Source organism: Streptomyces sp. NPDC002640 (assembly GCF_053592575.1).
In genome coordinates this window covers 70,843-97,661 of sequence record NZ_JBSFVZ010000029.1, presented here as the reverse complement: position 1 = coordinate 97,661, position 26,819 = coordinate 70,843, and the positions used below count along the sequence as shown (strand labels likewise).

The window sequence follows — 26,819 nt, the reverse complement described above, 5'->3', positions numbered from 1 at the left end:
GTCTCCACACAGTCGACGCCCACCTCGAGATACGCCTCGTGCACCGAACGGACGATGTCCGGACGCGTCACGTTCAAGATCTCGTTGCAGCCCTCGAGGTCCTGGAAATCCTCCAGCGAGGGGTCCTGGGCCTGGAGCATCGTGCCCATCGCCCCATCGGCGACCACCACACGGGAAGCCAGGGCCTCCCGGAGGGCGGACACGCGGGCGCGGGCGTCGGCTGCGGACGGGGACGGCGACGAGGCCATGGAGAGACTCCCTGGGATGCGACGGCTGTCGGCTTTGCGCGGATCGCGGACCGGTTCCGCGGGGTGCGCACCGGATCAGCCTAACCGGGCTGTCCACACCGTGGCGGCCGGGTCCACTGTGCGGACGCCGAACGGCGCACAGGGCGGCTCGATCTTGGCGTAATCACGCCATCACACTCCGGTATCGCCCTGATGATCCGCTCGTTACCATCCGGAGGATGACGAGCTCCCAGATCCTCATCGGCGAGACAGTAGGGACGGCTCTTCTCATCCTCCTCGGCGGGGGCGTGTGCGCCGCCGTCACGCTCAAGGCGTCCAAGGCCCGCAACGCCGGATGGCTCTCCATCGCCTTCGGCTGGGGCCTGGCCGTGATGGTCGCGGTCTACGCCACCGGCCCCGTGTCCGGGGCCCACCTCAACCCGGCGGTCACCCTGGCCCTCGCCCTGGACGGCGGGACGTCCTGGGCGGACCTGCCCCTGTACTGGGCCGGGCAGATGGTCGGCGCGATGATCGGCGCGGCTCTGGTCTGGGTCGCCTACCACGGCCAGTTCCACGCCCACCTGACCGACCACGAGATCGTCGGCGGCCCCGGCGCGCAGAAGACGCCGACCGCGGAGGGCAAGGCGGTGGAGGCCCGGGAACCGGCCGCCGGACCGGTGCTGGGCATCTTCTCCACGGGCCCCGAGATCCGCAAACCGCTGCTGAACCTGCTCACGGAGATCATCGGCACCGTGGTCCTGCTGCTGGGCGTGCTCACCCAGGGCCTGAACGCCGACGGCGACGGCCTCGGCCCGCTCGGTGGCCTGATCACCGGCCTGCTGGTGGTTTCGATCGGCCTGTCGCTGGGCGGTCCCACCGGCTACGCCATCAACCCGGCGCGTGACCTGGGCCCGCGCGTCGTGCACGCCCTGCTGCCGCTGCCGAACAAGGGCGGCTCCGACTGGGGGTACGCCTGGGTGCCGGTGGCCGGTCCGCTGATCGGAGCCGTGATCGCGGCGGGTCTCTACCGGGCGCTCTTCGCCTGAGGGACCATGCGCCCGGCGCCATCCGCTCCGCCACCCGCACGTACCGTCCGCAGAACCTCGGGGAGTGACCAGTGACCGACCAGCAGCAGACGACCGGCCGGCAGGGCTCCGGCCCGTACATCGCCGCCATCGACCAGGGCACCACGTCCAGCCGCTGCATCGTCTTCGACCGCGACGGCCGGATCGTCGCGGTCGACCAGAAGGAGCACGAACAGATCCTCCCGAAACCGGGCTGGGTCGAGCACGACGCCCTGGAGATCTGGGCGAACGTCCAGGAGGTGGTCGCCGGGGCGCTCCGCGCCGCGGGCGTCACCCGCGACGACATCGTGGCCATCGGCATCACCAACCAGCGCGAGACCACCGTGCTGTGGGACCGGCACACCGGGCAGCCGGTGCACAACGCGATCGTCTGGCAGGACACCCGCACCGACGCCCTCTGCCGCGAGCTGGGGCGCAACGTCGGCCAGGACCGGTTCCGCCGGGAGACCGGTCTGCCGCTCGCCTCCTACTTCGCCGGCCCCAAGACGCGCTGGCTGCTGGACCGGGTGGACGGCCTGCGGGAGCGGGCCGAGGCCGGGGACGTCCTCTTCGGCACGATGGACAGCTGGGTGATCTGGAACCTCACCGGCGGGGTGGACGGCGGCCGGCACGTCACCGACGTCACCAACGCCTCCCGGACCCTGCTGATGAACCTGCGCACGCTGGACTGGGACGAGCGGATCTGCGAGTCCATCGGCGTGCCGACGGCGATGCTCCCGGAGATCCGCTCCTCCGCCGAGGTCTACGGGGAGATCAGGGGCGGGGACCTCGGCGACCTCCTGGGCGGCATCCCGGTGGCGTCGGCGCTGGGCGACCAGCAGGCGGCGCTGTTCGGGCAGACCTGCTTCGCCGAGGGCGAGGGCAAGTCGACCTACGGCACCGGAACGTTTCTGCTGATGAACACCGGCGAGAAGATCATCAACTCCTACAGCGGCCTGATCACCACGGTGGGCTACCGGATCGGCGAGCAGAAGCCGGTCTACGCGCTGGAGGGGTCCATCGCTGTCACCGGTTCGCTGGTGCAGTGGATGCGCGACCAGATGGGGCTGATCTCCAGCGCCGCCGAGATCGAGCCGCTGGCGGCCTCGGTGGAGGACAACGGCGGCGCGTACTTCGTGCCCGCGTTCTCCGGGCTGTTCGCGCCGTACTGGCGGTCCGACGCCCGCGGGGTGATCGCCGGGCTGACCCGCTACGTCACCAAGGGGCACCTGGCCCGGGCGGTGCTGGAGGCGACGGCCTGGCAGACCCGGGAGATCACCGACGCCATGGCCAAGGACTCCGGCGTCCAGCTCGCCACCCTCAGGGTGGACGGCGGCATGACCGGCAACGACCTGCTGATGCGGATCCTCTCCGACTGCCTGGACGTGCCGGTGGTGCGCCCGGAGGTGTCCGAGACGACCTGCCTCGGCGCGGCCTACGCGGCCGGTCTGGCGGTCGGCTTCTGGAAGAGCGTCGACGAACTGCGCGCCAACTGGCGGCAGGACGCCGAGTGGACGCCGCGGATGGACGCGGAGGAGCGCGACCGCGAGTACCGGAACTGGCTCAAGGCGGTGCAGCGGACCATGGACTGGGTCGAGGACTGACGAATCCCCCGCCCCGGTGGGTGCGTGCGGCGGGTGTGCGCCCGCCGCACGCGGGGCAGTGATCGCTCACCGGCCGTGCGAGGGGGCTGCGGACAGCCCCCTCGCACGCCGTAAGGTTGGGGCGTACGTGAGTGCTCGTCGGAAGGAGGCGCTGGGTGATCGAGCTCGAGGGGGTTCCCGAGCTGATCGACCCGGTCATGGTGGCCGCGTTCGAGGGCTGGAACGATGCCGGCGACGCCGCCTCCGCCGCGGTCGCGCATCTCGAGAAGGAGTGGAAGGGCGAGGTGTTCGCGGCGCTGGACGCCGAGGACTACTACGACTTCCAGGTCAACCGGCCCACGGTGTGGCTGGACAACGGGGTGCGGAAGATCACCTGGCCCACGACCCGGCTCTCGGTGGTGCGGGTCGGCGGCGACAAGCCGCGCGACCTGGTGCTGGTCCGGGGCATCGAGCCCTCCATGCGCTGGCGCACCTTCTGCAACGAGCTGCTCGGCTTCGCCCACGAGCTGGGCGTGGAGCTGGTGGTGATCCTCGGCGCGCTCCTCGGCGACACCCCGCACACCCGGCCGGTTCCCATCAGCGGCACCACCTCCGACGCCGACCTGGCACGGCGGATGGACCTGGAGGAGACCAAGTACGAGGGGCCCACCGGCATCGTGGGCGTCCTCCAGGAGGCGTGCACGCACGCCGGGGTGCCGGCGGTGAGCCTGTGGGCCGCGGTGCCCCACTACGTGTCGCAGCCGCCGAACCCGAAGGCCACGCTGGCGCTGCTGAACCGGCTGGAGGACCTGATCGACATCCGCGTCCCGCTGGGCGAGCTCCCGGAGGACGCGCGGGCCTGGCAGGTCGGGGTCGACCAGTTGGCCGCCGAGGACAGCGAGGTCGCCGAGTACGTGCAGACGCTGGAGGAGGCCCGGGACACCGCTGACCTCCCCGAGGCGTCCGGTGAGGCGATCGCCCGCGAGTTCGAGCGCTTCCTGCGCCGCCGCGACAACCCGGGCGGCGGGCGCACCCGGCCCCCCAGGCCGCCGCGGGAGGACGAACCCCCCTCCGACGACTGAGGGGCCGCGCGGGCCACCGGACCGCGGGCGTCAGGCCGGCACGGCCACCAGCGTGTAGGGCGTGGTGGGCGTCGGTGTCGTGGTGAAGCGCGCGTTGGGCAGGTACAGCCGGCCCCGGAACGCCGCCACCGTGGTCGGCACGTCGAAGGCCGGGTCGGTGATCCGCCGGCGCCGGACGCCGGAGGAACCGTCGGCCGACAGTTCGAGCACGTCCACCGCGTTCTGCCGGTTCTGCACCACGTACAGCGTGCGGCCCCGCAGGAGCAGGCCGTCGCCGTTGGTGAGCGGCGGCGCGTCGCCGAGGTCGACCCGCCGGGTGACGCCGGTCCGCGGGTCCACCCGGTGCAGCACGCCGGCCCCCGACTGGACGACCAGCAGGGCCTTGCCGTCCGGGGTGCGGGTGATGCCGTTGGCGTTGACCACCTCGCCGGGCGCCTGGTTCCAGTCGCCGCCGAGCGGGAGCCGCACCACCGCGTCGGCGGCGGGCAGCGCGCCGCCGCGCCCGAGCGGGAGGGCGTACAGGACGGGCTGGTAGGAGTCGGTGAACCAGGCGGCCCGCGGCGTCAGGTACACGTCGTTGACGAAGGTGGGGGTGGCGGTGGCCGGGCGGTAGGCGGCGAGGACGCGTCCGCTCCCGGCGTCCACCACGCGGATGCCCTCACCGCGTCCGGCGACGAACAGCCGCCCTCGGCCGTCCAGCTTCAGGCCGACCGACGGGGTGCCCGGGCCCTCGGAGACGATGCGTCCCGTGCCCGTCCGCAGGTCGGCCCGGTAGACGGAGCCGTCCCCCAGCGAGCCGAGGTAGGCGTAGGGGCCGCCGCCGATGGTGATGCCCTCCGGCCGGAAGCCGTCGGGCAGCCGGATCACGGTGGGCCAGGCGGCGGCGGGCGCGGCGTGGGCCGGGCCGCCGACGCCGAGCAGCGCGGCGCCTGCGGCTGCCGCCCCTCCGGCGAGGAGGGCGCGGCGGCCGACGGCAGGTGCGGGAGAGCCGTGCGTGGGAGTCACTGGGGTGGTCGTCCTTCCGCTCGGGGGACCGGCCGGGACCGGCCCCGTGTGGGGGCAACGGGCCCACCCCACCACACGCCGCCCGCCCCGCGCAGCCCCCTCGGGGAACCGGCGGGCCGGGCGGGACGGCTGCGGCCGGCGGCTAGAGCGCGACGCCGAGGAGGGCGTCGACGGCGCGGGAGACCACGCCGGGAGCGCCGATGTCCTGACCGCCGGTGCTCTCCTGGACGGCGACCCAGCGGTCCACCGCGGCCAGCGCGGCGGGGGCGTCGAGGTCGTCGGCGAGGGCGTCGCGGATCTCCTCGACCAGCGCCTCGGCGGGCGGGCCGTCGGGGCGGGAGACGGCGGCGCGCCAGCGGCCGAGGCGGTCGACGGCGTCCTGGAGGACCTGGTCGGTCCACTCCCAGTCGCTGCGGTAGTGGCGGGAGTGGAGCGCCAGCCGGATGGCGGCCGGGTCGACGCCGTCCTGGCGCAGCTTGGAGACGAAGACCAGGTTGCCCTTGGACTTCGACATCTTCTCGCCGTCCAGGCCGACCATGCCGGCGTGCACGTAGGCCCGGGCCATCGGGAACTCGCCGGTCAGCACCTGGGCGTGCGAGGCGCCCATCTCGTGGTGCGGGAAGGCGAGGTCCGAGCCGCCGCCCTGGACGTCGAAGCCCATGCCCAGGTGGTCCAGGGCGATCGCCACGCACTCGATGTGCCAGCCCGGGCGGCCGCGGCCGAGGCTGCCGCCGTCCCAGCTCGGCTCACCCTCGCGGGCGGCCATCCACAGCATCGGGTCGAGTGGGTTCTTCTTGCCCGCACGGTCCGGGTCACCGCCGCGCTCGGCGGACAGGACGCGCATCGCGGCGGCGTCGAGACGGGAGACCTTGCCGAAGTTCGGGTCGGCCTCGACGGAGAAGTAGACGTCGCCCTCGAGCTCGTAGGCCGCGCCGGCCGCGAGCAGGCGCTCCACCAGCGGGACGATGCCGGGGATGGCCTCCACGGCGCCGACGTAGTGCTTCGGCGGCAGCATCCGCAGGGCGGTCATGTCCTCGCGGAAGAGGGCGGTCTCCCGCTCGGCGAGGGCCACCCAGTCGACGTCGTCGCGCTGCGCGCGCTCGAGCAGCGGGTCGTCGACGTCGGTGACGTTCTGGACGTAGTGGACCTGGCGCTTGGTGTCCAGCCAGACGCGCTGGACGAGGTCGAACGCGTTGTAGGTCGCCGCGTGACCCATATGGGTGGCGTCGTACGGCGTGATGCCGCAGACGTAGATGCGGGCGACGGGGCCGGGAGTGAGGGTGACGCGGCCGTCGGTGGCGGTGTCGTGGATCCTCAGGTCGCGGCCCTGACCGGGCAGGGCGGGGACGTCGGAAGCGGGCCAGGCATGCATGTCATGAGCGTAACCGGACAGGTGTTCCGGCCACGAACCGGTCCGCGCCACCGGCCCCACACTGGCCGAACGGACGCCCTTGCGCGGGACCGCGGTCCTGTGCGCCGGGCCGCCGCGGCGGTCGGCCCCCCCGTCCGGTGGTCCGGCGGCGGTCCGACGCTCCGGCGGCGACCCGGCGGTAGCCCGACGGCCCGGCGGCGGCCTGGCGGCGGTCTGGCGGCTGTCCGACGCTCCGGCGGTGGTCCGGCGGTAGCCCGGCGGCCCGGCGGCGGCCTGGCGGCGGTCTGGCGGCTGTCCGACCCTCCGGCGGCGGCCCGGCAGCGGCCCGGCGGCTCGGCGTCAGCCCGGCGGCGTTCCGGCGCCCCGGCGGCGGGCCGGGAGGGTCAGACGGGTGGCCAGGGCAGGGCGGGCCAGGTTTCGCCCGGGCGGGGGTGGGTGCCCGTGGCGAGGAGGGCGGCGACCCGGGCGCGGGTGGCGTCCAGTTCGGCGGCGGTGATCAGGGGGCGGAGGCGGGCGGCCAGGGCGCCGTCCTCGGCCAGGGCCTCGGCGAGGCGGCCGAGCACCTCCACCGCCTCGTCGGGGAGCGGTTCGCCCGCCCATCCCCACAGCAGGGTCCGCAGCTTGTCCTCGGTGTGGAAGGTGACCCCGTGGTCGATGCCGTACAGCCGCCCCTCGGCCCCGGGCAGCAGGTGGCCGCCCTTGCGGTCGGCGTTGTTGATCACCGCGTCCAGCACGGCGAGCCTCCGCAGCCGCGGGTCGTCGGCGTGGACCAGCAGGGCCGTCCGGCCCTCCCCCACCTCGGCGAGCCCGATCTCCTTCCATCCCGGGCCGGGGTCCTCGGGGTCGACCAGGGCGAGCAGTTCACCGCCCTCCGCGCCGTCACCGGTGACCGGCTCGATCCACAGCTGGCACATCCCCTCGCCGTGGGGCCCGTCCCGCAGCACGGTGGGCGGCACCAGCCCCCACCCGGTGGCCCGGGACACCTCGTAGGCGGCGACCTCGCGCCGCGCCAGGTTGCCGTCGGGGAAGTCCCACAGCGGGCGCTCCCCCGCCACCGGCTTGTAGACGCACGCCGCCTCCCGCCCGTCCAGTTCGACCGTGCAGTAGAGCACGGCGTTGGACGCCTGCGGGATCCGTCCGCGCACGGTGATCCCGCCGCGGGCGAGGAGTTCCTCGTCGGGTCCGTCGGCGGGCAGGCTCAGCGCCGGTATCCGTTCTGGCGCGGACATACGTGTCCCTCCGGGTCGAGCGGCAGGCTGCACAGTGGGCACGGCGGGCGCCCGGCGTCGACGACCTCCATGGCGCGCTTGGCGAAGGATCTCGCCTGCGCACCGGTCAGCCGGACCCGCAGCACGGGCGGGCCGTTCTCCTCGTCCTGGAGCAGCTGTTCCTCCGCCGCGGCCAGGTCCTCCTCGGTCTCCGCCTCCAGCTCGACCAGGGCCTGCGCCTCGACGATCATCCGCTGGTCGGACCCGTCCCAGGCCAGGGCCATGGTGCCGACCCGGAACTCCTCGTCGACCGGCGTCTGCAGCGGCGCCGTGTCCACGACGTCGGCGGGGGCGACCGCGGGGACGGAGGCGCTGCCGCCGCTGCGGCGCACCACCTCGTCCAGCAGCTCGTCCATCCGCTCGGCGAGCGCGGCGACCTGGGTCTTCTCCAGCGCGACACTGGTCACCCGGGTCCCGGCGCTGGCCTGGAGGTAGAACGTCCGTCGCCCGGGCAGTCCGACCGTGCCGGCCACGAAGCGGTCCGGCGGGTCGTAGAGGAACACCTGACGTGACACGTCCTGTCTCCTGGGTGTCGACTTCGGGTACGGGCTGACGCGGTTCACCCTACTGCGGCGACGATCACGGTGCTCCGGCGCCGCCCCCGACCGTGGCATCGCCCCCGGACCCCTCGGGTTCCCGGTCCGGGCGGGGGATCAGCGAGGCGAAGTCGCCGGTGTCGCCGAGGCGCACGAGGAAGGGCCGGGTCCGCGTGTAGCGGACCACGGTGACCGAGCAGGGCTCCACGGAGATCCGCTGGAACTGGTCGAGGTGCAGCCCCAGGGCGTCGGCGGCCAGCGACTTGATGATGTCGCCGTGCGAGCACATCAGGTAGACCGCGTCGGCCCCGTGCTCCCGCTCGATCCGCGCGTTCCACTCGCGGACCGCCTCGGCCGCGCGGTGCTGCATGGCCCGCATCGACTCGCCGCCGGGGAAGGCCGCGGCGGTGGGGTGGGCCTGCACGATCTCCATCAGCGGCTCGCCGGCCAGCTCGTCGAGCTTGCGGCCGGTCCAGTCGCCGTAGTCGCACTCGTTGATCCCGTCCTCGGTGTGGGCGCGCAGCCCGGGCCGGGCCTCGAGGAGCGGCTGGACGGTCTCCCGGCACCGCTGGAGCGGGCTGGTGACGACCTCGGCCAGCGGCACCCCCTCCAGCCGGGCCGGGAGGGCGGCGGCCTGCGCGGCGCCGCGCTCGTCGAGCGTGACACCGGGCATGCGTCCGGCGAGCAGTCCCGCGGTGTTGGCGGTGGAGCGTCCGTGCCGGACCAGGATGAGCGTGGGCATGCCGCCCAGAGTAGGGGTATGAGGGGTGGCGGGGCCCGGCACCGGGCCCGCTCATCCGGCCGCCGCCCAGGCGGTGGGGACGACCGACCGTGAGGAGAGTGCGCACCACCGTGATCGTCGACTGCGCCGTGTACCGGGACGGCCACAGGACCGCGGGTCCGGACGACTACTCCGACGCCCTGGCGGAGGCACGCGCCGCCGGGGACCGGGCATTCGTCTGGATAGGGCTGCATCGCCCGACCGAGGAGGAGTTCGATCTGGTCACGGAGGAGTTCGGGCTCCATCCGCTGGCGGTGGAGGACGCGCTCAAGGCCCACCAGCGGCCGAAGCTGGAGGTGTACGACGACTCGCTGTTCATGGTCCTCAAGCCCGTCCTCTACGAGCCGCACAGCGACACCGTGTCCACCGGCGAGATCATGGTCTTCCTGGGTGACTCCTTCATCGTGACCGTGCGGCACGGCACCGCCTCGCCGCTGGCCTCCGTGCGGGACAGGCTGGAGAGCACGCCGGAGACGCTGGCCACCGGCCCGACCGCCGTCCTCTACGCGGTGGCGGACGCGACGGTCGACCACTACTTGGACGTGGCCGGCGAGCTCCAGACGGACCTGGAGGAGCTGGAGGCGGAGGTCTTCTCCCCCACCTCGGAGGGCTCGCAGAACACCGCCTCCCGCATCTACAACTTCAAGCGGCAGATCCTGGAGTTCCGGCGGGCGACGGGGCCGCTGGTCGGCCCCATGACCCGGCTGGCGGAAACCGGCTCCGGGTTCACCCGGGTGCCGTTCGTCGACGACGAGGCGCGCCCGTTCTTCCGCGACGTCGGCGACCACCTGACCCGGGTCAACGAATCCGTGGAGGCCCTGGACCGGCTGGTGTCGGACATCCTCTCGGCGCACCTCGCCCAGATGAGCGTGCGGCAGAACGACGACATGCGGAAGATCTCGGCGTGGGCCGCGATGGCGGCCGTGCCGACCATGATCGCGGGCGTCTACGGCATGAACTTCGAGCACATGCCGGAGCTGACCTGGACCTGGTCGTACCCGGCGGTGATCGCGGTGATGGCGGTGCTGGAGGTGCTGCTGTACCGGATGTTCAAGCGACGCGACTGGTTGTAACGCAGCCGTGGGGGCGGGCCGGGGACGGTGCCGCCGGGCCGCGGGGGGGGGCGCGGCAACGCCGAAGGGCCGCGGTCGTCGACCGCGGCCCTTCGTGTGGTGTCCGAGGGGGGACTTGAACCCCCACGCCCGATAAAGGGCACTAGCACCTCAAGCTAGCGCGTCTGCCATTCCGCCACCCGGACAAGGTGTCTGTCGCTGCTGAGGGGTTTCTCTGTTCCCCTCGCGGCGACAGGAGAAACATTACCAGGCTTTCCGGGGTGCCCGATCACGCCCCCTCTCGTCCGGCTGCTCCGGGAGGGGGAGGATGGGGGCCGAGAGTACGACGGCAACCGGACGACAGCGGGAGGAAGCGCGTGAGCGAGAAGGTCACCGGGGAGGACGAGGTCGTCGACCTCTGCCGGGAGCTGATCCGTTTCGACACCAGCAACTACGGCGATCACTCCGGCCCCGGCGAGCGGAAGGCCGCCGAGTACGTGGCGGAGAAGCTCGCCGAGGTGGGGCTCGAGCCGAAGATCATCGAGTCGCACCCGGGGCGCGCCTCCACCGTGGCGCGGATCGAGGGCGAGGACCCGTCCCGGCCCGCGCTGCTCATCCACGGCCACACCGACGTCGTCCCGGCCGACGCGGACGACTGGACCCACCACCCCTTCGCGGGCGAGATCGCCGACGGCTGCGTCTGGGGCCGTGGCGCGGTCGACATGCAGGACATGAACGCGATGACGCTGGCCGTGGTCCGCGACCGCCTGCGCAGCGGCCGCAAGCCGCCGCGCGACGTCGTGCTGGCGTTCCTGGCCGACGAGGAGGCCGGCGGCACGTACGGCGCGCGGCACCTGGTCGACCACCACCGGGACCTCTTCGAGGGCGTCACCGAGGCGATCGGCGAGGTCGGCGGCTTCTCCTTCACCGTCAACGAGAAGCTGCGGCTCTATCTCGTCGAGACGGCCCAGAAGGGCATGCACTGGATGCGGCTCACCGTGGAGGGCACGGCCGGCCACGGCTCGATGACCAACCACGACAACGCGGTCACCGAGCTCTGCGAGGCGGTCGGGCGCCTGGGCCGGCACACCTGGCCGGTGCGGGTGACCAAGACGGTCCGGTCCTTCCTGGACGAGCTCTCCGACGCCCTCGGCACCGAGCTGGACCCGGAGAACATGGAGGAGACGCTGGCCAAGCTGGGCGGCATCGCCAAGATGGTCGGCGCCACGCTGCGCAACTCGGCCGCGCCCACCATGCTCGGCGCGGGCTACAAGGTGAACGTCATCCCCGGCCAGGCCACCGCGCACGTCGACGGCCGCTTCCTGCCCGGGTACGAGGAGGAGTTCCTCGCCGACCTGGACCGGATCCTGGGCCCGCGGGTGCGCCGTGAGGACGTGCACGCGGACAAGGCGCTGGAGACGGACTTCGACGGCCGGCTGGTCGACGCCATGCAGAGCTCGCTGGTGGCCGAGGACCCGATCGCGCGGGCCGTGCCGTACATGCTCTCCGGCGGCACCGACGCCAAGTCCTTCGACGACCTCGGGATCCGCTGCTTCGGCTTCGCCCCGCTGAAGCTGCCGCCGGAGCTGGACTTCGCCGGCATGTTCCACGGCGTGGACGAGCGGGTGCCGGTGGACGGACTCAAGTTCGGGGTGCGGGTTCTGGACCGCTTCCTCGACGCCTGCTGAGCGGGATATTCGCTCAGGCGTCCAGCAGCCTCCCGGGACGGGTGAATGCGCTCATAGGCTCGTAGCCCTATTAGCCCTTCCTCGTTACAGGTGATGCGACCGCACTTGGGTCGCATTGCCATTCCAGGGAGGAATCATGATCAAGAAGATCGTCGCCGCCACCGCCGCCACCGGTGGTCTGCTGCTGGCCGGTGCGGGCATGGCCGCGGCCGACTCGGAGGCCACGGGTGCCGCGGTGGGCTCCCCCGGCGTCGTTTCCGGCAACGTCATCCAGGTCCCCGTGCACGTGCCGGTGAACGTCTGCGGCAACAGCATCAACGTCATCGGCCTGCTGAACCCGGCCTTCGGCAACGTCTGCGTCAACGGCTGACACGCGCCCCATCCCACGCGGCGCTGAGACGGCCGGTCCCGGGAACCGCCCGGGGCCGGCCGGTCCGCCGTCCCTCTCAGGTTCCACAGACAAGGTCGAAGGCAGGAATTCCAGAATGCGACACGTCACCCGCAAGGGCCTGATGACCGTGGCGGCGGCGACCGGTGTCATCGCCGCGGCCGGCGGTCAGGCACACGCCGACGCGAACGCGGGCGGCTCCGCGGCCAACTCCCCCGGCGTGCTGTCCGGGAACACCGTCCAGGTCCCGGTCAACATCGCCGTCAACGTCTGCGGCAACACCGTGGACGTGATCGGGCTGCTCAACCCGGCGGCCGGCAACCGCTGCGTGATCGACGGCGGCAAGGACGACCGCGGCCGGGGCGGACACGGCTCCGGCAAGCAGACATCGGGGAAGCAGGGCGGGGGGAAGCACCGCGCCGGTGACGGCGGCGGAGCGCAGGCCGACGGCCGGACCTCCGGATCGCCCGGCGTCATCTCCGGCAACACCGTCCAGGTGCCGGTGGACGTCCCGGTCAACCTGTGCGGCAACAGCGTGAACGTGGTCGGCCTCGGCAACGCCGCCGTGGGCAACGACTGCGTCAACGAGGGCACCGGACGCCACCGCAAGCCCCCGGCCCAGCCGGAGCGGCCCGAGCAGCCGGGGAAGCCCGGCAAGCCGGAGCGGCCGGACGTCCCCGACACCCCGGACACCCCCGGCACGCCCGAGACCCCGAGCACGCCCGAGGGCCCGGCTCCGCACGGCGGGACCCCGCCGCAGCTCGCCGAGACCGGAGCGGGCGTCCCCGTGGGCGCCGCCCTGCCGATCGGCGCGGGCGCCCTGCTGGCGGGCGCGCTGCTCTTCCGCCGCGCGCGGGCGGCGGCGTGAGATAGATCTCCTCGCGACGAGCGACGACAGCGGGCTCCGCCGAGGCGGAGCCCGCTGTCGTCGTTCACCATGTGGCGCGCACCTGGCGGATGATCCGCCTGCGCAACCGCACTCTGCGGCTGCCGTCGCGCATGAGCGTGAGGCGGCACAACTCCCAGTGTCCGTACTCGGCGTGGTCCGTCAGCAGGCGTGTCGCGTCCTTGCGGGAGACCCCGCGGGGTACGTACACGTCGACAAATTCGTATTCGGCCATCGCATCCATTGTGCGGGCACCGGCCCGGTACGGATAGCGTCTGCACCATGTCTGATGCTGCGCAGCCCACCGCTGCCGAGGTCCGCACCGCCGTCGAGGCGGTCAAGGTCGCGCTCGACCGTCACCTTGCGGCGGTCGAACAGCGGTCGGGGGAGGACGACCCCGCCGTCCACGAGGCGTTCAACCAGTTGGCCGCGGCGGCCGAGGTGTACGACGAGCTGCTGTACACGGTGCACGACGAGGTCACGCCCTTCGAGATTCCCGGGATCGAGGAGTCGCTTCCGCCGTACGAGGGGCCGGCCGATCCGCACGCGGTGAGCGTGCTGATCCGGCGCGACTACACGGTGACGGAGCCGCAGCGGCTGCTGGCCGCGGCGCGGCGGATCGAGGAGGCCGACGAGGACGAGGCGGAGGACCTCGGCGAGGACGCGTTCTCCCGTACCTCGCACGGGGCGCTGGGGCTGTTGTTCGGCGAGTACGAGCCGGACGAGATCGCCTCCCGGCACCGGGAGTTCGGGCTGGAGGAGGGGGACTCCACGGTGTGGGTGACGGCGGTGGAGGAGGCGGCGGAGCCGGGTGAGTGGCTCGCGGCTCCGTTCGAGGGGGCGGATCCCGGGCGGGTCGTGTGCCGCTTCGACGTCTCCGCCGTCTTCGACGACCCCGACGACGACCTCACCTGACCCCCACCCCCGCGGCCCCCGCCCTCCGGCGGGGGCCGCGGGGCCACCACCCCTCCGCCGCCCTGCGCGGCTGCCCCTCACGGTTTGCCGCGCGGGCGTTGCCCGGCCTCCTGCGGACGGCTCGTCACGCCTCCCTTCACCCCTGCGGGCGGCTGGGGAGGCGGGACCGGTCCGGCGCGGGGGGCTGGTTAGGCCTGGGGGGTGTTGAGGAGGGTGGGGAGGCGTGTGGTGCGAGGGGATTGGGGGGTGGAGGCCACGGACCGGGTGAGGGTGGGGCCTACGCCCTGGACCACGGAGAGGTGACGGTCCGCGCGGCTGAACGCCGTGTAGACCCACGCCCGGTTGAGCGCCGCCTCCGCGTCCCCGGGGAGCACCACCACGACCGCCGGCCACCGCTGCCCCACCGCCTGGTGGGCCGTCACCGCCCACCCGTGCCGCAGCGTCCGCTCGACGCCCTCCGGCGCGACGACCACCCTCGCCCCGCCGAGGTCGAGGTGGAGCCCCTCCGCGTCCCCCTGGAGGACGCGCCCCAGCACCGTGCGCCCGGGCTCGGGCGAGTAGGCCACCCGGTCCCCGGGGTCGAAGCCGGCGAACCGCCCCGGCCCGGGGTTGAACCGCTCCTTGAGCGCCGCGTTCAGCACCCGCGTGCCGACCGCCCCGCCGTGCCCCGGCGTGACGACCTGGGTCTGCTCCGGCGGCACGCCGAAGGCCCGCGGTACCGAGTCCGCGACCAGCTGCACCGTGCGGTGCACCGCCTCCCGCGCGTCCCCGACGGGCACGATCGCGACCTCGTGGCCGGGCGCGTCGACGGCGATCAGTTCCCCGACGCCGACACCGGAGACGAGTTCACCGACCGGTCCGGGGTCGGGCGTCCGGGAGACGACCCGCGGGCAGACCTCGGCGGCGAGCAGGTCGGCGAAGACCCGCCCGGGACCGGCCGACCACAGCACGGACGGATCGCCGGCGAGCACCAGCCGCGCCCCGTCCGGCAGCGACTCGACGACCATCGCGGCCTGCTCGACGCCGAGCTGGGGCGCGTCCAGCACCACCAGCAGGTCGACGGCGAGCGCCCCGTCGGCGTCCCGGCCGGGCCCCTGCGCGCCGGACAGCAGTCCGGCCGCGGTGACCACGGCCCGTTCGTCGACCGGGCCTCCGGCGAGCGCGGCACGCAGGCGTCGCCGCCCGTCCGCGGTGTGGGTGACGGCGCAGACCCGCAGCCCCAGCGAGGCCGCCGCGGCGAGCAGGGCGGCCGGTTCGGCGCGGGCGGCCTCCCCGCCGGTGTGCAGCACCAGGGCGTGGCGGGCGACGGCGCGGACCAGCTCCGCGGCGGAGCCGCCGAGGCGGGCGGCCGCGGCTTCCCAGTCGGCCTCGGTACCGCCGGGCGTGGTGTTGGCGAGGCGGGCCAGGCCGTCGGCCAGGCTCTCCTCGGCCAGTGCCAGGCGCTCCAGTCCGACCAGCACCCGCACCGGGCGCTCGGACCCGCCGCCGTCCTCGGCGTCCTCGGCGTCCTCCCCGGGGGCGGGCGCGGGAGCGGGCGCGGGGGCGTCGTCCAGGGCGTCCTGGAAGACCAGGACGTCGCCCTCGGCGACCGCGCTCTGCACGGCGGCGTCGGGGTCGGGCACGCCCTGGGCGCCGAGGGCGGCGGCGAGGGCCGGCGCCTCGAGCGCGGTGTGGCCGGAGAGGGCGGCGCGCTCCAGTACGCGCACCGTCAGGGCACGACCGCGTCGTTCGTCGTCGGGGCGCACGTCGGGGCCCAGCAGGGCGCGGGCGAAGGCGTCGGCGTGCTCCGGCCGGACGCCCTCCACGCGCAGCAGCTGCCAGGGGTCCTCGCGGAGCAGCGCGTCGGCGCCCTCGCCGAGGACGGTCGCGGCGGCGGGGGCGAGGGCCTCCGGGGCGCCGCCGGCGGCCAGCACCGCGCGGACGGACTCGACGGACGCCGGGTCCGGGGCCGCGGGGGCCGTGGCGGCGGGCGGCGGGGGCGCCACCGGACGCCGCGCGGGCTCCGGCACGGCGGCGCGGCGCGGGGCCGGCGGCTCGCTGAAGACGCCGGAGACGGGCTTCTCGCCCTTCTCCACGGCGCGCACGGCGGCGAGCAGCTCGGCGGCGGTGCCGGACAGCTTGGTGCCGGCCTCCACGGGCCCCTGCTTGGCCGCCTTGCGGCGCTCGATCCGCTCCCGCTCCAGCTTCTGGGCGAGCAGCTCGGCCTCCGCCTCGGACAGCTCCCGCGTCTCCGCGGTGGCGGTGTCCGCGGTCTCCCCGGTCTCCGCCGTCCCCGTGGCCTCGCCCTCGCCCTCGCCCTCTGCGTCGTCACCGTCACCGTCACCGTCGGGACGGTCACCGTCGGGACCGTCCGCATCCTCGGCCCCGTTCTCGGCACCGTCGCCGTCCGGGGCAGCGTCCGGGGCGGCGTCCCCGCTCTCGGCACCGTCCCCGTCCGGGGCGGCGTCCGGTGCGGCGTCCGCGCCCGCGCCGTCGCGGCCCGTGGCGTCGCCGCCCGGGTCCTCCGCCCCCGCGGTGGTCTCCTCCCGCGGCCCCGGCTCGGGTTGCTCCGTGGTCTCGGGGTCCGTCGTCACAGCGTGCTCCAGTCGTGATCGGGATAGCGGTGCACGGGCGCCGACACGTCGTCGAGGGCCCTGCAGATCTCGTCCGGTAGCGTAAGCGTCTCCACCGACAGAGCCGCCTCCAGCTGCTGCGACGTGCGCGCCCCGACGATCGGCGCGGTCACTCCGGGCCGGTCCCGGATCCACGCCAGGGAGACCTGGAGCGGCGTCACGGCGAGGCCGTCGGCGGCGGTGGCCACGGCGTCCACGATGCGCGCGGCGTCGTCGTCCAGGTAGGGCGCGACGAAGGGCGCGAGGTGTTCCGAGGCGCCGCGCGAGTCGGCGGGGGTGCCGGTGCGGTACTTGCCGGTCAGCACGCCCCGGCCGAGCGGCGAGGAGGGCAGCAGGCCGATGCCCAGCTCCCGGGCTGCGGGCAGCACCTCGCGCTCGATGCCGCGCTGGAGCAGCGAGTACTCCATCTGGGTGCCCGCCAGCGCCGTCCGCGCGCCGGGCGCGGCGAGCTGCCAGGTGGCGGCCCGGGCGAGCTGCCAGCCGCAGAAGGTGGACACGCCGACGTAGCGGGCCCGCCCGCTGGTGACCGCGATGTCCAGGGCCTGGAGGGTCTCCTCGAGCGGCGTGCAGTCGTCGTACGCGTGGACCTGCCAGAGGTCGACGTGGTCGGTGCCGAGGCGGGCCAGGGAGGCGTCCAGGGCGGCGAGCAGGTGACCGCGGGAGCCGTCGACCCGGCGGTCCGGGTCGGGCACGCTGCCCGCCTTGGTCGAGACGACCAGGTCCTCCCGCGGCACCAGGTCGGCCATCAGCCGCCCCAGCAGGTACTCGGCCTCCCCGCCGCCGTATATGTCGGCGGTGTCGACGAGGGTGCCGCCGGCCTCCCAGAAGGTCTTCAACAGCTCGGCGGCGTCGTGCTCGTCGGTGTCCCGGCCCCAGGTGAGGGTGCCGAGTCCGATGCGGGACACGCGCAGGCCGGTGCGGCCGAGATGCCTCTGCTTCATGAACGCGCACATTACTGGCCGGATTCGCGTGCCGGGGAACCCTGTGGACAACTGATCCGCGGGCGGCCACGCAGGTCACCCGTGGACGTGACCCGTGTCGCTCCCTCCCCCGCTCCTCACCGGGCGTTCCGCGCGCTAGGGTCCTGCTGGACAGGGACGTTACTGATCAGTAAGGGGAGCGGCATGCGGCTCGGGATCAACCTCGGCTACTGGGGTGCCGGAATGGACTCGGACAACCTGGAGGTGGCCAAGGAGGCCGACCGCCTGGGCTACTCCGTCTGCTGGGCCGCGGAGGCCTACGGCTCCGACGCCGCGACGGTGCTCAGCTGGGTGGCGGCCCAGACCGAGCGGATCGACGTGGGTTCGGCGATCTTCCAGATCCCGGCCCGCCAGCCGGCGATGACGGCGATGACCGCCGCCACCCTGGACTCGCTCTCCGGTGGCCGGTTCCGGCTGGGTCTGGGCGTCTCCGGGCCGCAGGTCTCCGAGGGCTGGTACGGCGTCAAGTTCGACAAGCCGCTCGCCCGCACGCGGGAGTACGTGGAGATCGTCCGCAAGGCGATGACCCGCGAGAGGCTGTCGTACGAGGGTCAGCACTGGACGCTGCCGCTGCCGGGCGGCCCGGGCAAGCCGCTCAAGCTGACCGTGCACCCGGAGCGGGAGCACATCCCGGTCTACATCGCGGCGATCGGCCCGAAGAACCTGGAGCAGACCGGCGAGATCGCCGACGGCGCCCTGCTGATCTTCCCGTCGGCCGACCACCTCGAGGAGACGGCGGTCCGGCACATCCGCGCCGGCCGCGAGAAGGCGGGCAAGACCCTCGACGGCTTCGACATCGTCCCGACCGTGCCGCTGGCCGTCGGCGAGGACAAGGACGTCTCCACGCTGGCCGACGCCTTCCGCCCCTACACGGCGCTGTACGTGGGCGGCATGGGCAGCCGGAAGCAGAACTTCTACAACCAGCTGGCCCAGCGCATGGGCTACGAGCAGGCCGCCGCCGAGATCCAGGACAAGTACCTGGCCGGCGACAAGGACGGGGCCGCCGCGGCGGTGCCGCAGGACCTGATCGACAGCACGACGCTGCTGGGGTCCGTGGACCGGATCGCGGACCGGATGCAGGCGTACGCGGCGGCGGGCGTGACCACGCTGACGCTCTCTCCCGCCGGGTTCACCCTGGAGGAGCGGATCACCGCGCTGCGGGCCGGCATGGAGGCGCTGGAGCGGGCCGACCTGGCCTGAGCGGGAGCGCGGGGCGGCCGGCGCCGCCCCGCACCTGCCGTGGGGGACCGGCCGCGGAAGGGGCCGGGCCCACCGGAAGCTCTGCGGCCGTGGTGGGGGCTCGGGGGTCCTCCCCGCCACGGCCGTCACGGGGAACAACGCGCCCGCCGGCCGCGGGTTACGTGCGGCGCCGGTCCGGTCCGGTCGTCCGTCGATCGGCCCAGCGGCCGGCCTGAGCTGTTGCGGGGCCCTCCGCACGGCCGTTGACTCGTCTCCGGGGGGCCGCGTCCGTGTCCCCGAAGGGGTGGTGCCCGATGCTGACGGCCGGCAGGCTGTTCCAGGAGATCTTCGACAACGACGAGGCGTTCCGGCTGTTCTGCTCCGTCGCCGCGGGCGGCGAGGCGCAGGGCGGCTGGGAGAACGCCAGGATCGCGGCGCTGGTACCGGACGAGGAACGGGCCATGGCGCCGCGGATCGCCCGGCACGGCGCGGACGAGGACAAGCACGGGCGGATCTTCGACGCCCTGATGCGCAAGCGCGGCCTGGAACCGGTGGAGGTCCCGCCGGAGATCGACTACACGATGCTCCTGGAGCGCAACGGCATCGGCCTGCCGCACGACAGGCTGCGCCGCGAGGAGCGTCTGACGGTGCGGGACGTCGTGACCTACCTCGCCCACAGCCGGGTCACCGAGCAGCGGGCATCGGAGCAGATGCGGATGCTGTGCTCGTACTTCGGGGACCACCCGGACATCGGGCGGGCGGTGCGGATGATCTCCGCGGACGAGGACAACCACCTGGCCTACTGCCACGAGGAGCTGCTGCGGCTGGCGGCGGCCGGGTACGGGCCGCTGATCCGGCGGACGCTGCGCGAATGCGCCCTCGCCGAGATCGCCGTCCACCGGGACGTGAGCGTGGCGGTGATGGCGCGCATGGGCCGGATCCTCGGCTGGTCCCGCGCCCGGTCGGCGGCGCTGACCGCCGGGATCCGGGCCGTGTACGCCGTCGAGCGGGCCGGAGGCTGGCGGCGCATGGTCAGCCTGCGGATGCCCGAGCCGGAGATGCGCGACGCCCTGGGCGGCCCGGCGGCGCCCACGCCCGAGTTCGCCTGACGACGGACGGGGCGGGGGCGGTGGACGGGGCGCGGGCCTGGGCGCGGCCGGGGCGGGGGACGGCGGCCACCCGGCGGCGGGGCACAATGGCCGCATGGTCACCGCGCGTTCCTGCCCCTGCGGGCTGCCCCAGCCGTACGACGCCTGCTGCGGGCGGTTCCACTCGGGTTCCTCCCGCGCCGCCACGGCGGAGCAGCTGATGCGCTCCCGGTACAGCGCCTTCGTGAAGCTGGACGCCGGGTACCTGCTGCGGACCTGGCATCCGCGGACCCGCCCCGCGGAGCTCGACCTGGACCCCCGGACCCGCTGGACGGGGTTGGAGGTGCTGGCCACGGAGGGCGGCTCGGCCTTCCACACCACCGGCACGGTGACCTTCCGCGCCTCCTACCGGGGCGGCGCCATGACGGAGCGGAGCCGCTTCGAGCGCGAGCCCGGCTCGGGGGCGTGGCTGTACGTCGACGGCGACGTCTCGGACTGAGCGCCCCCGCGACCACCCGCCCGGCCGCGGCCACCTACGTGCCTCAGCGACGCTCCCCAAGGCGGCGGTGCTCGCGCAGGCGGTGCAGGGCGGCCAGACCGTCCGGCACCCACTCCCAGCTGTCCAGCCGGGCGTCGATCTCCTCGTCCGTGAGGAACCCGTGCCAGGCGACCTCCTCCGGCTGGGGCCGCACCGGCGGCTCGCAGCGCACCTGGTAGACGGCCGACCACCAGCTGCGGCCCGCGCCGTCGTCGTAGAGGAACGTGAACAGGAACTCGGGACGCGGCAGCCCGGTCACGCCCAGCTCCTCCTCCGCCTCGCGGAGGGCCGCCGCGTCGTAGGACTCCCCCGCGCCGACCACGCCGCCGACGAAGGTGTCGTACAGGGAGGGGAAGACCAGCTTGGTCGCGGTCCTGCGGTGGACGAAGACCCGGCCGGAGGCGTCCCGCGCCTCCACGAAAACGCACCGGTGCCGCAGGCCCCGCCGGTAGACCTCCCCGCGCGGGAGCTGCCCGACGACCCGGTCGTGCTCGTCGACGATGTCCAGGATCTCCTCGGCGGAGCGCGCGGCGTGCGAGGACTCGGATGCGGTCATGCGTCCATCCAACCGCAGCCGGGCACGCGGAAGCCCGCGGCCCCGGGGCGTTGAGTACCCGGGACCGCGGGCGGTCGGGAGGAGCGCCGCGTCACCGCGCCGCAGCGTCACCGCGTCGCTAGACGAACAACGACAGCAGCAGGACGGTGGCGCCGCCGACCACGGAGATCAACGTCTCCATCACCGACCAGGTCTTGATGGTCTGGCCGACGGAGAGACCGAAGTACTCCTTGACCAGCCAGAATCCGGCGTCGTTGACGTGGCTGAAGAAGACCGAGCCCGCGCCGATCGCCAGCACCAGCAGGGCCGTCTCCGCCGGGGACATGCCGGCCGCCAGCGGGGCGACCAGGCCGGCCGCGGAGATGGTGGCGACCGTCGCCGAGCCGGTGGCCAGACGGATCACCACGGCGATGAGCCAGGCCAGCAGCAGCGCCGGGATCGACCAGTTCTCGGAGATCTCGAGGATCATCTGGCCGACGCCGGAGTCGATCAGCGTCTGCTTGAAGCCGCCGCCGGCGCCGACGATCAGCAGGATGCCGGCGATCGGGGCGAGGGACTTCTCCACCGTGGCGGACAGGCGCTCCTTGGTGAACCCGGCCGCGCGGCCCAGCGTGAACAGGCCGACGATGACGGCGGCCAGGAGGGCGATCATCGGCGAGCCGATGACGTCGGAGACCCGCTGGACGGAGTTCTCCGGGTCGTCGATCACGATGTCGACCAGCGCCTTGGCGAGCATCAGCACGACCGGCAGCAGCATGGTGGCCAGCGTCGGGACGAAGCCCGGGCGCTTCGCCGGGTCCTGGTCCTCGTCCACGGCGGGGATCATCCGCTCGGGGGCGGGGACGTCCACCCAGCGGGCGGCGTAGCGGGCGAAGAGCGGGCCGGCGACGATCACCGTGGGGATCGCGACGACGAGGCCGAGGGCCAGGGTGAGGCCGAGGTCGGCGTCGACGGCGTCGATGGCGGCCAGCGGGCCGGGGTGCGGCGGGATCAGGCCGTGCATCACGGAGAGACCGGCGAGGGCGGGGATGCCGATCCGCATCAGCGAGTAGTTGCCGCGGCGGGCCACCATCAGCACCACCGGGATCAGCAGCACGACGCCGACCTCGAAGAACAGCGGCAGACCGATCACCGAGGCGATCAGCACCATCGCCCAGGGCATGGCGCGGCCCTTGGCCTTGGCCAGGATGGTGTCCACGATGCGGTCGGCGCCGCCGGAGTCGGCGAGCAGCTTGCCGAGGATGGCGCCCAGCGCGATCAGCACGCCGACGCCGGAGACGGTGGAGCCCAGACCCGTGGTGAAGCTGGCGATGGTCTTGTCCAGCGGCGCGCCCGCGAAGGCGCCGAGGGCCAGCGAGCCGACGGTCAGCGCCAGGAAGGCGTGCAGCTTGAACTTGGTGATGAGCACGACGATGACGGCGATGCCCGCGAGCACGGCGAGGCCCAGGTGGGCATGGCCGGCCGAGGTGATCGGCGCGACGGTGTCCGCCGCCAGGGTCTCGACGCTGAGTCTGGTCACGGTGGTTCCTTGCGGGGGTGCGTGGGGGTTCGGGGAGGGGCGGAGGTGGGGGGTGAGGGGTGGGGGTGGGTGGAAGTGGGGGGAATCCAGGGGCAGGGGTGGGTCAGAGGCGTTCGCGCAGCGCGGTCTCGGCCGTCGCCGCGATCTCGTCCGGGGTCCCGGAGAGGTCGACGACGACACCGGTCTCGTCCGCCGCGAGCGGCTCGAGGGTGGCGAACTGCGAGTCCAGCAGCGAGCGGGGCATGAAGTGGCCCTGGCGGGCGGTCATGCGTCGCTCGATCAGGTCACGCTCGCCGCTGAGGTGGACGAAGAACAGCCCGGGCGCGGCCGCCCGCAGGCGGTCGCGGTAGACGCGCTTGAGCGCCGAGCAGCTGACCACGCCGCCGGTCTCCCGGCGCTCGTGCGCCCAGGCGCCGATGAGGTCGAGCCAGGGGGCGCGGTCCTCGTCGTCCAGGGGCGTGCCGGCCGACATCTTGGCGATGTTGGCGGGCGGGTGGAACTCGTCGCCCTCGGCGTAGGTGACCTCGAGACGCTCGGCGAGGAGGCGGCCGACCGTGGTCTTGCCGGTCCCCGCGACCCCCATGACCACCACGACCGGTGGGGCGGACTGGATGGGTGTGGGGGCCATGGCGTTCTCGCAGTCTTCGTCGACTTCTGGTTGTCGGGGGACACTGAAACCCAAGTGATGTGACAAATTCAAGCCCTGGACCATAAAAAGTCTGACTTTTGACATGTGTGGCATCCCATACCCTGATCTCATGACCGACCAGGCCCGAGGGCTGCACGCACAGGTCCTCCTCCGCCTGGGGCCTGCCATCACCGCCGGCGAATACCCGCCCGGCAGCGTTCTGCGCACCGACGAGCTCGCCCAGGGCTTCGGTGTCTCCCGGTCGGTGATGCGCGAGGCGGTGCGGGTTCTGGAGTCCATGCGGCTGGTCGCCTCCCGCCGCCGGGTCGGCGTCACGGTGCTGCCGATCGAGGAGTGGAACGTCTACGACCCGCAGGTCATCCGCTGGCGGCTGGCCGGCGCCGACCGTGCGCGCCAGCTGCGCTCTCTCACGGTGCTGCGGTCGGCGGTGGAGCCGGTCGCGGCCGGGCTGGCCGCGACCCACGCCTCGCCGGAGGCGTGCGCGGAGCTGACCCGGTGCGCGCTCGGCATGGTGGCCACCTCGCGCGGCCGCCGGCTGGAGGAGTACCTGGTGCACGACGTGGCCTTCCACCGGGTGATCCTGACCGCCTCGGGCAACGAGATGTTCGCCCGGCTCGGGGACGTGGTGGCCGAGGTGCTGGCCGGCCGGACCCGTCACGAGGTGATGTTCGAGGACCCCGACCCGGCCGCCGTGACCCTGCACGTGAAGGTGGCGGAGGCGGTCCGCGAGGGCGACCCCGCGGAGGCGGAGCGGCTCACCCGCGAGATCACCGAGGGCGCCCTCCGCGAGCTGGACGTGCTCGCGCCCTAGCCGTGGGGCGTGCGGAGGGCCAAGGTTGTTCCCGTCACGTTGGGTTCTGGCTCTGGACTGCATACCGACCGGTCGGCATCATGATCTGGTGTCTTCGTCGTCACCCGAAGGAGCTGGAGAAATGAGCCGCCCCGACCATCCGCCAGGCCTCGACCTGGACCGGCTGCGTGAACTGCTGGAGCGTGAGCGGCCCGGCCTGCTGCGGGGCGAGCTGTCCGCGCGCCTGATCGAGGGCGGCCGGTCCAACCTCACCTACCAGGTCACCGACGGCACCGGCCGCTGGGTGGTCCGCCGCCCGCCGCTGGGCCACGTGCTGGCCACCGCGCACGACATGCGCCGCGAGCACCGGGTGATCAGCGCCCTGCACCCGACGCCGGTGCCGGTGCCCACGCCGGTGCTGCTCTGCGAGGACGAGGAGGTGCTGGGCGCGCCGTTCTACGTGATGGAGTTCGTGGCCGGCACGCCCTACCGGACCGCCGGGCAGCTCGCGCCGCTCGGCCCGGAGCGGACCCGCGAGGCGGTACTGGGGCTGGTCGACACCCTCGTGGAACTGCACTCCCTGGAGCCCGCGGCGATCGGCCTGGACGACTTCGGCCGCCCCGAGGGCTTCCTGGAGCGCCAGCTGCGCCGCTGGTCCAAGCAGCTGGCGGCCTCCCGCAGCCGCGACCTGGCCGGCATCGACGAGCTGCACGCCGGTCTCGGCCGCAAGCTGCCGGACTCCCCCGCGCCCGCGGTCGTGCACGGCGACTACCGCCTGGACAACGTGCTCATCGGCGACGACGACCGGATCAAGGCCGTCCTGGACTGGGAGATGTCCACCCTCGGCGACCCGCTCACCGACCTCGGCCTGCTGGTCATGTACAGCACCCCGCACGGCCTGCCGGGCTCCCCCGTCTCCACCACCGCCGAGGCCGTGGGCCACCCCGCGCCGGCCGAGCTGATCGAGCGGTACGCCGCCCGCTCCGGCCGTGACGTCTCGGCCGTCTCCTGGTACACCGCCTTCGCCTGGTTCAAGCTCGCGGTGATCCTCGAGGGCATCCACTACCGGTACACGCTCGGCCAGACCGTCGGCGGGGGTTTCGACCGCATCGGTGACCTGGTCCCGGTCTTCATCGAGCACGGCCTCACCACTCTGCAGGAAGGCTGATCATGGATTTCGCGTTCGACGCGCGCACCGAGGAACTGCGCGCCAACCTCCTCGAGTTCATGGAGGAGTTCGTGTACCCGGCGGAGCCGGTGGCCCGTGAGCAGCGCGCCGCGCTGGCCGACCCGTGGGAGCACGTGCCGGTGCTCCACGACCTGCAGGCCGAGGCGCGCCGCCGCGGCCTGTGGAACGTGTTCCTGCCGGACGCCGAGTACGGCGCCGGTCTGACCAACCTCCAGTACGCGCCGCTGGCCGAGATCACCGGCCGCTCCCCGCAGATCGCCCCGGACGCGCTGAACTGCGCCGCGCCCGACACCGGCAACATGGAGCTGCTGACCCAGTTCGCCACCGAGGAGCAGAAGAAGCAGTGGCTGGAGCCGCTGCTGACCGGTGAGATCCGGTCCGCCTTCGCGATGACCGAGCCGGAGGTGGCCTCCTCCGACGCCACCAACATCACCACCCGGATCGAGCGGGTCGGCGACGAGTACGTGATCAACGGCCGCAAGTGGTACATCTCCGGGGCGATGAACCCGGCCTGCCAGATCTTCATCGTGATGGGCAAGACCGACCCGGACGGCGCCGACATCCGCCGCCAGCAGTCGATGGTGCTGGTCCCGCGGGACACCCCGGGGCTGCGGGTCGAGCGGGCCATGACGGTGTTCGGCTACGGCGACGAGTACCACGGCGGCCACGCCGAGGTCGCCTTCGAGGACGTCCGGGTGCCGGTGGCGAACCTGGTCGGCGAGGAGGGCGGCGGTTTCGCCATCGCCCAGGCGCGGCTGGGTCCGGGCCGGATCCACCACTGCATGCGGCTGATCGGCATGGCCGAGCGGGCCATCGAGCTGATGTGCCGCCGCGCGGTGGAGCGGACCGCCTTCGGCAAGCCGCTGGCGCAGCAGGGCGTGGTGCAGAACTGGATCGCCGACGCCCGGGTGGCGGTGGAGCAGCTGCGGCTGCTGGTCCTGAAGACGGCCTGGATGATGGACACGGTGGGCAACAAGGGGGCCCACACCGAGATCCAGGCCATCAAGATCGCCACCCCGCGGACGGTGTGCGGCATCCTCGACCAGGCCATCCAGCTGTACGGCGCGGGCGGCGTCTCGCAGGACTTCCCGCTGGCCGAGCTGTACGCCGGGGCGCGCACGCTCCGGCTGGCCGACGGCCCGGACGAGGTCCACCAGCGGTCGCTGGCGCGGCGTGAGCTGAAGAAGTACCTGTAGCTGCACGACGGCGGGGCGGGACGAGCCTGGCTCGTCCCGCCCCGCCGTCGTGGGGTGTCCGTCAGGGCCGCAGGGCCCGCAGCAGCAGGTCGGCCAGGTGGTCGGCGACCTGGCGGGGGCTGAGCGGGCCGTTGGGGCGGTACCAGGTCGACAGGTGGTGGATCGAGCCGAAGTGGTAGTCGACCACCAGGCTGGCCGGCGTGGCGCTCGAGAAGACGCCCGACTCCTGGCCCTCCTCGATGAGCCCCTTGAACTGCTCGTGGTAGCGGCGCCGCTCGGCCCGCACCTGCTTGTTCTTCTCGGGGCTGAGGTGGTGGATCGACTGGAAGAAGATCGACGCGTCGTCGAGGTTCTCGATGGTGGTGACCACCACGTCCGCGGCCGCGCCCCGCAGCCGCTCGTCCACCGGCGCGTCGAGCCGGGCGAAGTGGTCGAGCCGCTCCTGCTGGAGTCTCAGCACCCGGGCGTAGACCTCGTGGAGGAGGTCCTCCTTGGAGCCGAAGTAGTGGTACAGCGCGCCCTTGGTGACCCCGGCGGCCTCCACGATCTCCTGCACGGAGGTGCGGTCGTAGCCGCGCTCCGCGAAGAGACGGGTGGCGGCGGCCAGCAGCCGCTGGGGAACGGGCGTGCCCTCTCCGTCCGTCGTCCTGGCCATCGTGCCGCCACCTGTCCTTCC

Annotated in this window: 27 protein-coding genes and 1 tRNA gene; 14 read left to right on the top strand and 14 right to left on the bottom strand. The window is 73.5% G+C overall.

Annotated features, from left to right (window positions below):
* A partial coding sequence (locus ACWD3O_RS29875; RefSeq protein ID WP_451418055.1) for a homocysteine S-methyltransferase family protein occupies positions 1 to 248 on the bottom strand: 248 nt, incomplete at its 3' end.
* Between the two features lie 218 nt (positions 249 to 466).
* On the opposite strand from ACWD3O_RS29875, the gene ACWD3O_RS29870 reads away from it, so the two are divergent.
* From ACWD3O_RS29870 to ACWD3O_RS29860, 3 genes are all read left to right on the top strand, one after another.
* Positions 467 to 1,273, top strand: a complete 807-nt coding sequence (locus ACWD3O_RS29870) for an MIP/aquaporin family protein (RefSeq protein WP_451413990.1) — start codon at positions 467 to 469, stop codon at positions 1,271 to 1,273.
* A 71-nt stretch (positions 1,274 to 1,344) separates the two neighbouring features.
* Positions 1,345 to 2,895, top strand: coding sequence for a glycerol kinase GlpK (gene glpK / locus ACWD3O_RS29865; protein ID WP_451413991.1), 1,551 nt, complete (start codon positions 1,345 to 1,347; stop codon positions 2,893 to 2,895).
* A gap of 155 nt (positions 2,896 to 3,050) precedes the next feature.
* Positions 3,051 to 3,956 carry a PAC2 family protein gene (locus tag ACWD3O_RS29860; RefSeq protein WP_451418054.1) on the top strand — a complete coding sequence of 302 codons (906 nt, stop codon included), beginning with the start codon at positions 3,051 to 3,053 and terminating at the stop codon, positions 3,954 to 3,956.
* Between the two features lie 30 nt (positions 3,957 to 3,986).
* On the opposite strand, the gene ACWD3O_RS29855 is transcribed toward ACWD3O_RS29860, so the two are convergent.
* The 5 genes from ACWD3O_RS29855 to ACWD3O_RS29835 form a co-directional block, all read right to left on the bottom strand.
* Positions 3,987 to 4,961, bottom strand: a complete 975-nt coding sequence (locus tag ACWD3O_RS29855; protein ID WP_451418053.1) for an SMP-30/gluconolactonase/LRE family protein — start codon at positions 4,959 to 4,961, stop codon at positions 3,987 to 3,989.
* A 142-nt stretch (positions 4,962 to 5,103) separates the two neighbouring features.
* Entirely contained in the window at positions 5,104 to 6,333 is a 1,230-nt protein-coding gene (gene mshC, locus ACWD3O_RS29850) for a cysteine--1-D-myo-inosityl 2-amino-2-deoxy-alpha-D-glucopyranoside ligase (protein ID WP_451418052.1), read from the bottom strand.
* A gap of 383 nt (positions 6,334 to 6,716) precedes the next feature.
* Complete coding sequence (locus ACWD3O_RS29845) at positions 6,717 to 7,562, bottom strand: SCO1664 family protein (RefSeq protein ID WP_451418051.1); 846 nt, start codon at positions 7,560 to 7,562, stop codon at positions 6,717 to 6,719.
* Positions 7,532 to 8,116 (bottom strand): DUF3090 domain-containing protein, encoded by a 585-nt coding sequence (locus ACWD3O_RS29840; protein WP_451413996.1) that lies wholly within the window; start codon positions 8,114 to 8,116, stop codon positions 7,532 to 7,534. The genes ACWD3O_RS29845 and ACWD3O_RS29840 overlap by 31 nt, the downstream gene beginning before the upstream one ends.
* A 64-nt stretch (positions 8,117 to 8,180) precedes the next feature.
* On the bottom strand, positions 8,181 to 8,879 hold the full coding sequence (locus ACWD3O_RS29835) for a histidine phosphatase family protein (RefSeq protein WP_451413997.1): 699 nt from the start codon (positions 8,877 to 8,879) through the stop codon (positions 8,181 to 8,183).
* 110 nt (positions 8,880 to 8,989) lie between these two features.
* Here ACWD3O_RS29835 and corA point away from each other — a divergent pair, with 110 nt between their 5' ends.
* Complete coding sequence (gene corA, locus ACWD3O_RS29830; protein WP_451418058.1) at positions 8,990 to 9,991, top strand: magnesium/cobalt transporter CorA; 1,002 nt, start codon at positions 8,990 to 8,992, stop codon at positions 9,989 to 9,991.
* 97 nt (positions 9,992 to 10,088) lie between these two features.
* On the opposite strand, the gene ACWD3O_RS29825 is transcribed toward corA, so the two are convergent.
* Positions 10,089 to 10,176, bottom strand: a tRNA-Leu gene (locus ACWD3O_RS29825).
* Positions 10,177 to 10,347: 171 nt separating this feature from the next.
* Between ACWD3O_RS29825 and ACWD3O_RS29820 the strand changes: the two genes are divergently transcribed.
* The 3 genes from ACWD3O_RS29820 (at position 10,348) to ACWD3O_RS29810 (ending at position 12,914) form a co-directional block, all read left to right on the top strand.
* Positions 10,348 to 11,658: a M20/M25/M40 family metallo-hydrolase gene (locus tag ACWD3O_RS29820; RefSeq protein WP_356138669.1), complete on the top strand. Its 1,311-nt coding sequence runs from the start codon at positions 10,348 to 10,350 to the stop codon at positions 11,656 to 11,658.
* Positions 11,659 to 11,794: 136 nt separating this feature from the next.
* Positions 11,795 to 12,028 (top strand): chaplin, encoded by a 234-nt coding sequence (locus tag ACWD3O_RS29815; protein ID WP_356138671.1) that lies wholly within the window; start codon positions 11,795 to 11,797, stop codon positions 12,026 to 12,028.
* 115 nt (positions 12,029 to 12,143) lie between these two features.
* Positions 12,144 to 12,914: a chaplin family protein gene (locus tag ACWD3O_RS29810; protein ID WP_451418050.1), complete on the top strand. Its 771-nt coding sequence runs from the start codon at positions 12,144 to 12,146 to the stop codon at positions 12,912 to 12,914.
* Positions 12,915 to 12,978: 64 nt separating this feature from the next.
* Here the strand turns inward: ACWD3O_RS29810 and ACWD3O_RS29805 are convergent, their stop codons facing one another.
* On the bottom strand, positions 12,979 to 13,167 hold the full coding sequence (locus ACWD3O_RS29805; protein WP_356138675.1) for a DUF5703 family protein: 189 nt from the start codon (positions 13,165 to 13,167) through the stop codon (positions 12,979 to 12,981).
* Positions 13,168 to 13,214: 47 nt separating this feature from the next.
* Between ACWD3O_RS29805 and ACWD3O_RS29800 the strand changes: the two genes are divergently transcribed.
* Positions 13,215 to 13,847: a hypothetical protein gene (locus ACWD3O_RS29800; RefSeq protein WP_451414000.1), complete on the top strand. Its 633-nt coding sequence runs from the start codon at positions 13,215 to 13,217 to the stop codon at positions 13,845 to 13,847.
* A gap of 188 nt (positions 13,848 to 14,035) precedes the next feature.
* On the opposite strand, the gene ACWD3O_RS29795 is transcribed toward ACWD3O_RS29800, so the two are convergent.
* Together ACWD3O_RS29795 and ACWD3O_RS29790 are read right to left on the bottom strand one after the other, a co-directional pair.
* Positions 14,036 to 16,420 carry a helix-hairpin-helix domain-containing protein gene (locus tag ACWD3O_RS29795; protein WP_451418049.1) on the bottom strand — a complete coding sequence of 795 codons (2,385 nt, stop codon included), beginning with the start codon at positions 16,418 to 16,420 and terminating at the stop codon, positions 14,036 to 14,038.
* Entirely contained in the window at positions 16,417 to 17,400 is a 984-nt protein-coding gene (locus ACWD3O_RS29790) for an aldo/keto reductase (protein ID WP_451418048.1), read from the bottom strand. The genes ACWD3O_RS29795 and ACWD3O_RS29790 overlap by 4 nt, the downstream gene beginning before the upstream one ends.
* A gap of 183 nt (positions 17,401 to 17,583) precedes the next feature.
* Between ACWD3O_RS29790 and ACWD3O_RS29785 the strand changes: the two genes are divergently transcribed.
* The 3 genes from ACWD3O_RS29785 to ACWD3O_RS29775 all read left to right on the top strand — a co-directional run bounded on the left by ACWD3O_RS29785 (position 17,584) and on the right by ACWD3O_RS29775 (position 20,205).
* Positions 17,584 to 18,639 (top strand): LLM class F420-dependent oxidoreductase, encoded by a 1,056-nt coding sequence (locus ACWD3O_RS29785; protein ID WP_451418047.1) that lies wholly within the window; start codon positions 17,584 to 17,586, stop codon positions 18,637 to 18,639.
* 293 nt (positions 18,640 to 18,932) lie between these two features.
* Positions 18,933 to 19,727 (top strand): ferritin-like domain-containing protein, encoded by a 795-nt coding sequence (locus ACWD3O_RS29780; protein ID WP_451418046.1) that lies wholly within the window; start codon positions 18,933 to 18,935, stop codon positions 19,725 to 19,727.
* 94 nt (positions 19,728 to 19,821) lie between these two features.
* Positions 19,822 to 20,205: a YchJ family protein gene (locus ACWD3O_RS29775; RefSeq protein ID WP_451414005.1), complete on the top strand. Its 384-nt coding sequence runs from the start codon at positions 19,822 to 19,824 to the stop codon at positions 20,203 to 20,205.
* A gap of 43 nt (positions 20,206 to 20,248) precedes the next feature.
* On the opposite strand, the gene ACWD3O_RS29770 is transcribed toward ACWD3O_RS29775, so the two are convergent.
* The 3 genes from ACWD3O_RS29770 to ACWD3O_RS29760 all read right to left on the bottom strand — a co-directional run bounded on the left by ACWD3O_RS29770 (position 20,249) and on the right by ACWD3O_RS29760 (position 22,947).
* On the bottom strand, positions 20,249 to 20,800 hold the full coding sequence (locus tag ACWD3O_RS29770; protein ID WP_451414006.1) for an NUDIX hydrolase: 552 nt from the start codon (positions 20,798 to 20,800) through the stop codon (positions 20,249 to 20,251).
* Between the two features lie 118 nt (positions 20,801 to 20,918).
* Complete coding sequence (locus tag ACWD3O_RS29765; protein WP_451418045.1) at positions 20,919 to 22,319, bottom strand: GntP family permease; 1,401 nt, start codon at positions 22,317 to 22,319, stop codon at positions 20,919 to 20,921.
* 103 nt (positions 22,320 to 22,422) lie between these two features.
* A complete protein-coding gene (locus tag ACWD3O_RS29760; protein ID WP_451418044.1) occupies positions 22,423 to 22,947 on the bottom strand; it encodes a gluconokinase in 525 nt (174 codons plus the stop codon).
* Between the two features lie 130 nt (positions 22,948 to 23,077).
* Here ACWD3O_RS29760 and ACWD3O_RS29755 point away from each other — a divergent pair, with 130 nt between their 5' ends.
* The 3 genes from ACWD3O_RS29755 to ACWD3O_RS29745 all read left to right on the top strand — a co-directional run bounded on the left by ACWD3O_RS29755 (position 23,078) and on the right by ACWD3O_RS29745 (position 26,143).
* Positions 23,078 to 23,779, top strand: a complete 702-nt coding sequence (locus tag ACWD3O_RS29755; protein WP_451414009.1) for a FadR/GntR family transcriptional regulator — start codon at positions 23,078 to 23,080, stop codon at positions 23,777 to 23,779.
* A 121-nt stretch (positions 23,780 to 23,900) separates the two neighbouring features.
* Positions 23,901 to 24,926, top strand: coding sequence for a phosphotransferase family protein (locus ACWD3O_RS29750; RefSeq protein WP_451414010.1), 1,026 nt, complete (start codon positions 23,901 to 23,903; stop codon positions 24,924 to 24,926).
* 2 nt (positions 24,927 to 24,928) lie between these two features.
* Complete coding sequence (locus ACWD3O_RS29745) at positions 24,929 to 26,143, top strand: acyl-CoA dehydrogenase family protein (protein WP_451418043.1); 1,215 nt, start codon at positions 24,929 to 24,931, stop codon at positions 26,141 to 26,143.
* Between the two features lie 61 nt (positions 26,144 to 26,204).
* On the opposite strand, the gene ACWD3O_RS29740 is transcribed toward ACWD3O_RS29745, so the two are convergent.
* Positions 26,205 to 26,798, bottom strand: coding sequence for a TetR/AcrR family transcriptional regulator (locus tag ACWD3O_RS29740; protein ID WP_451414012.1), 594 nt, complete (start codon positions 26,796 to 26,798; stop codon positions 26,205 to 26,207).
* Positions 26,799 to 26,819: the final 21 nt, after the last annotated feature.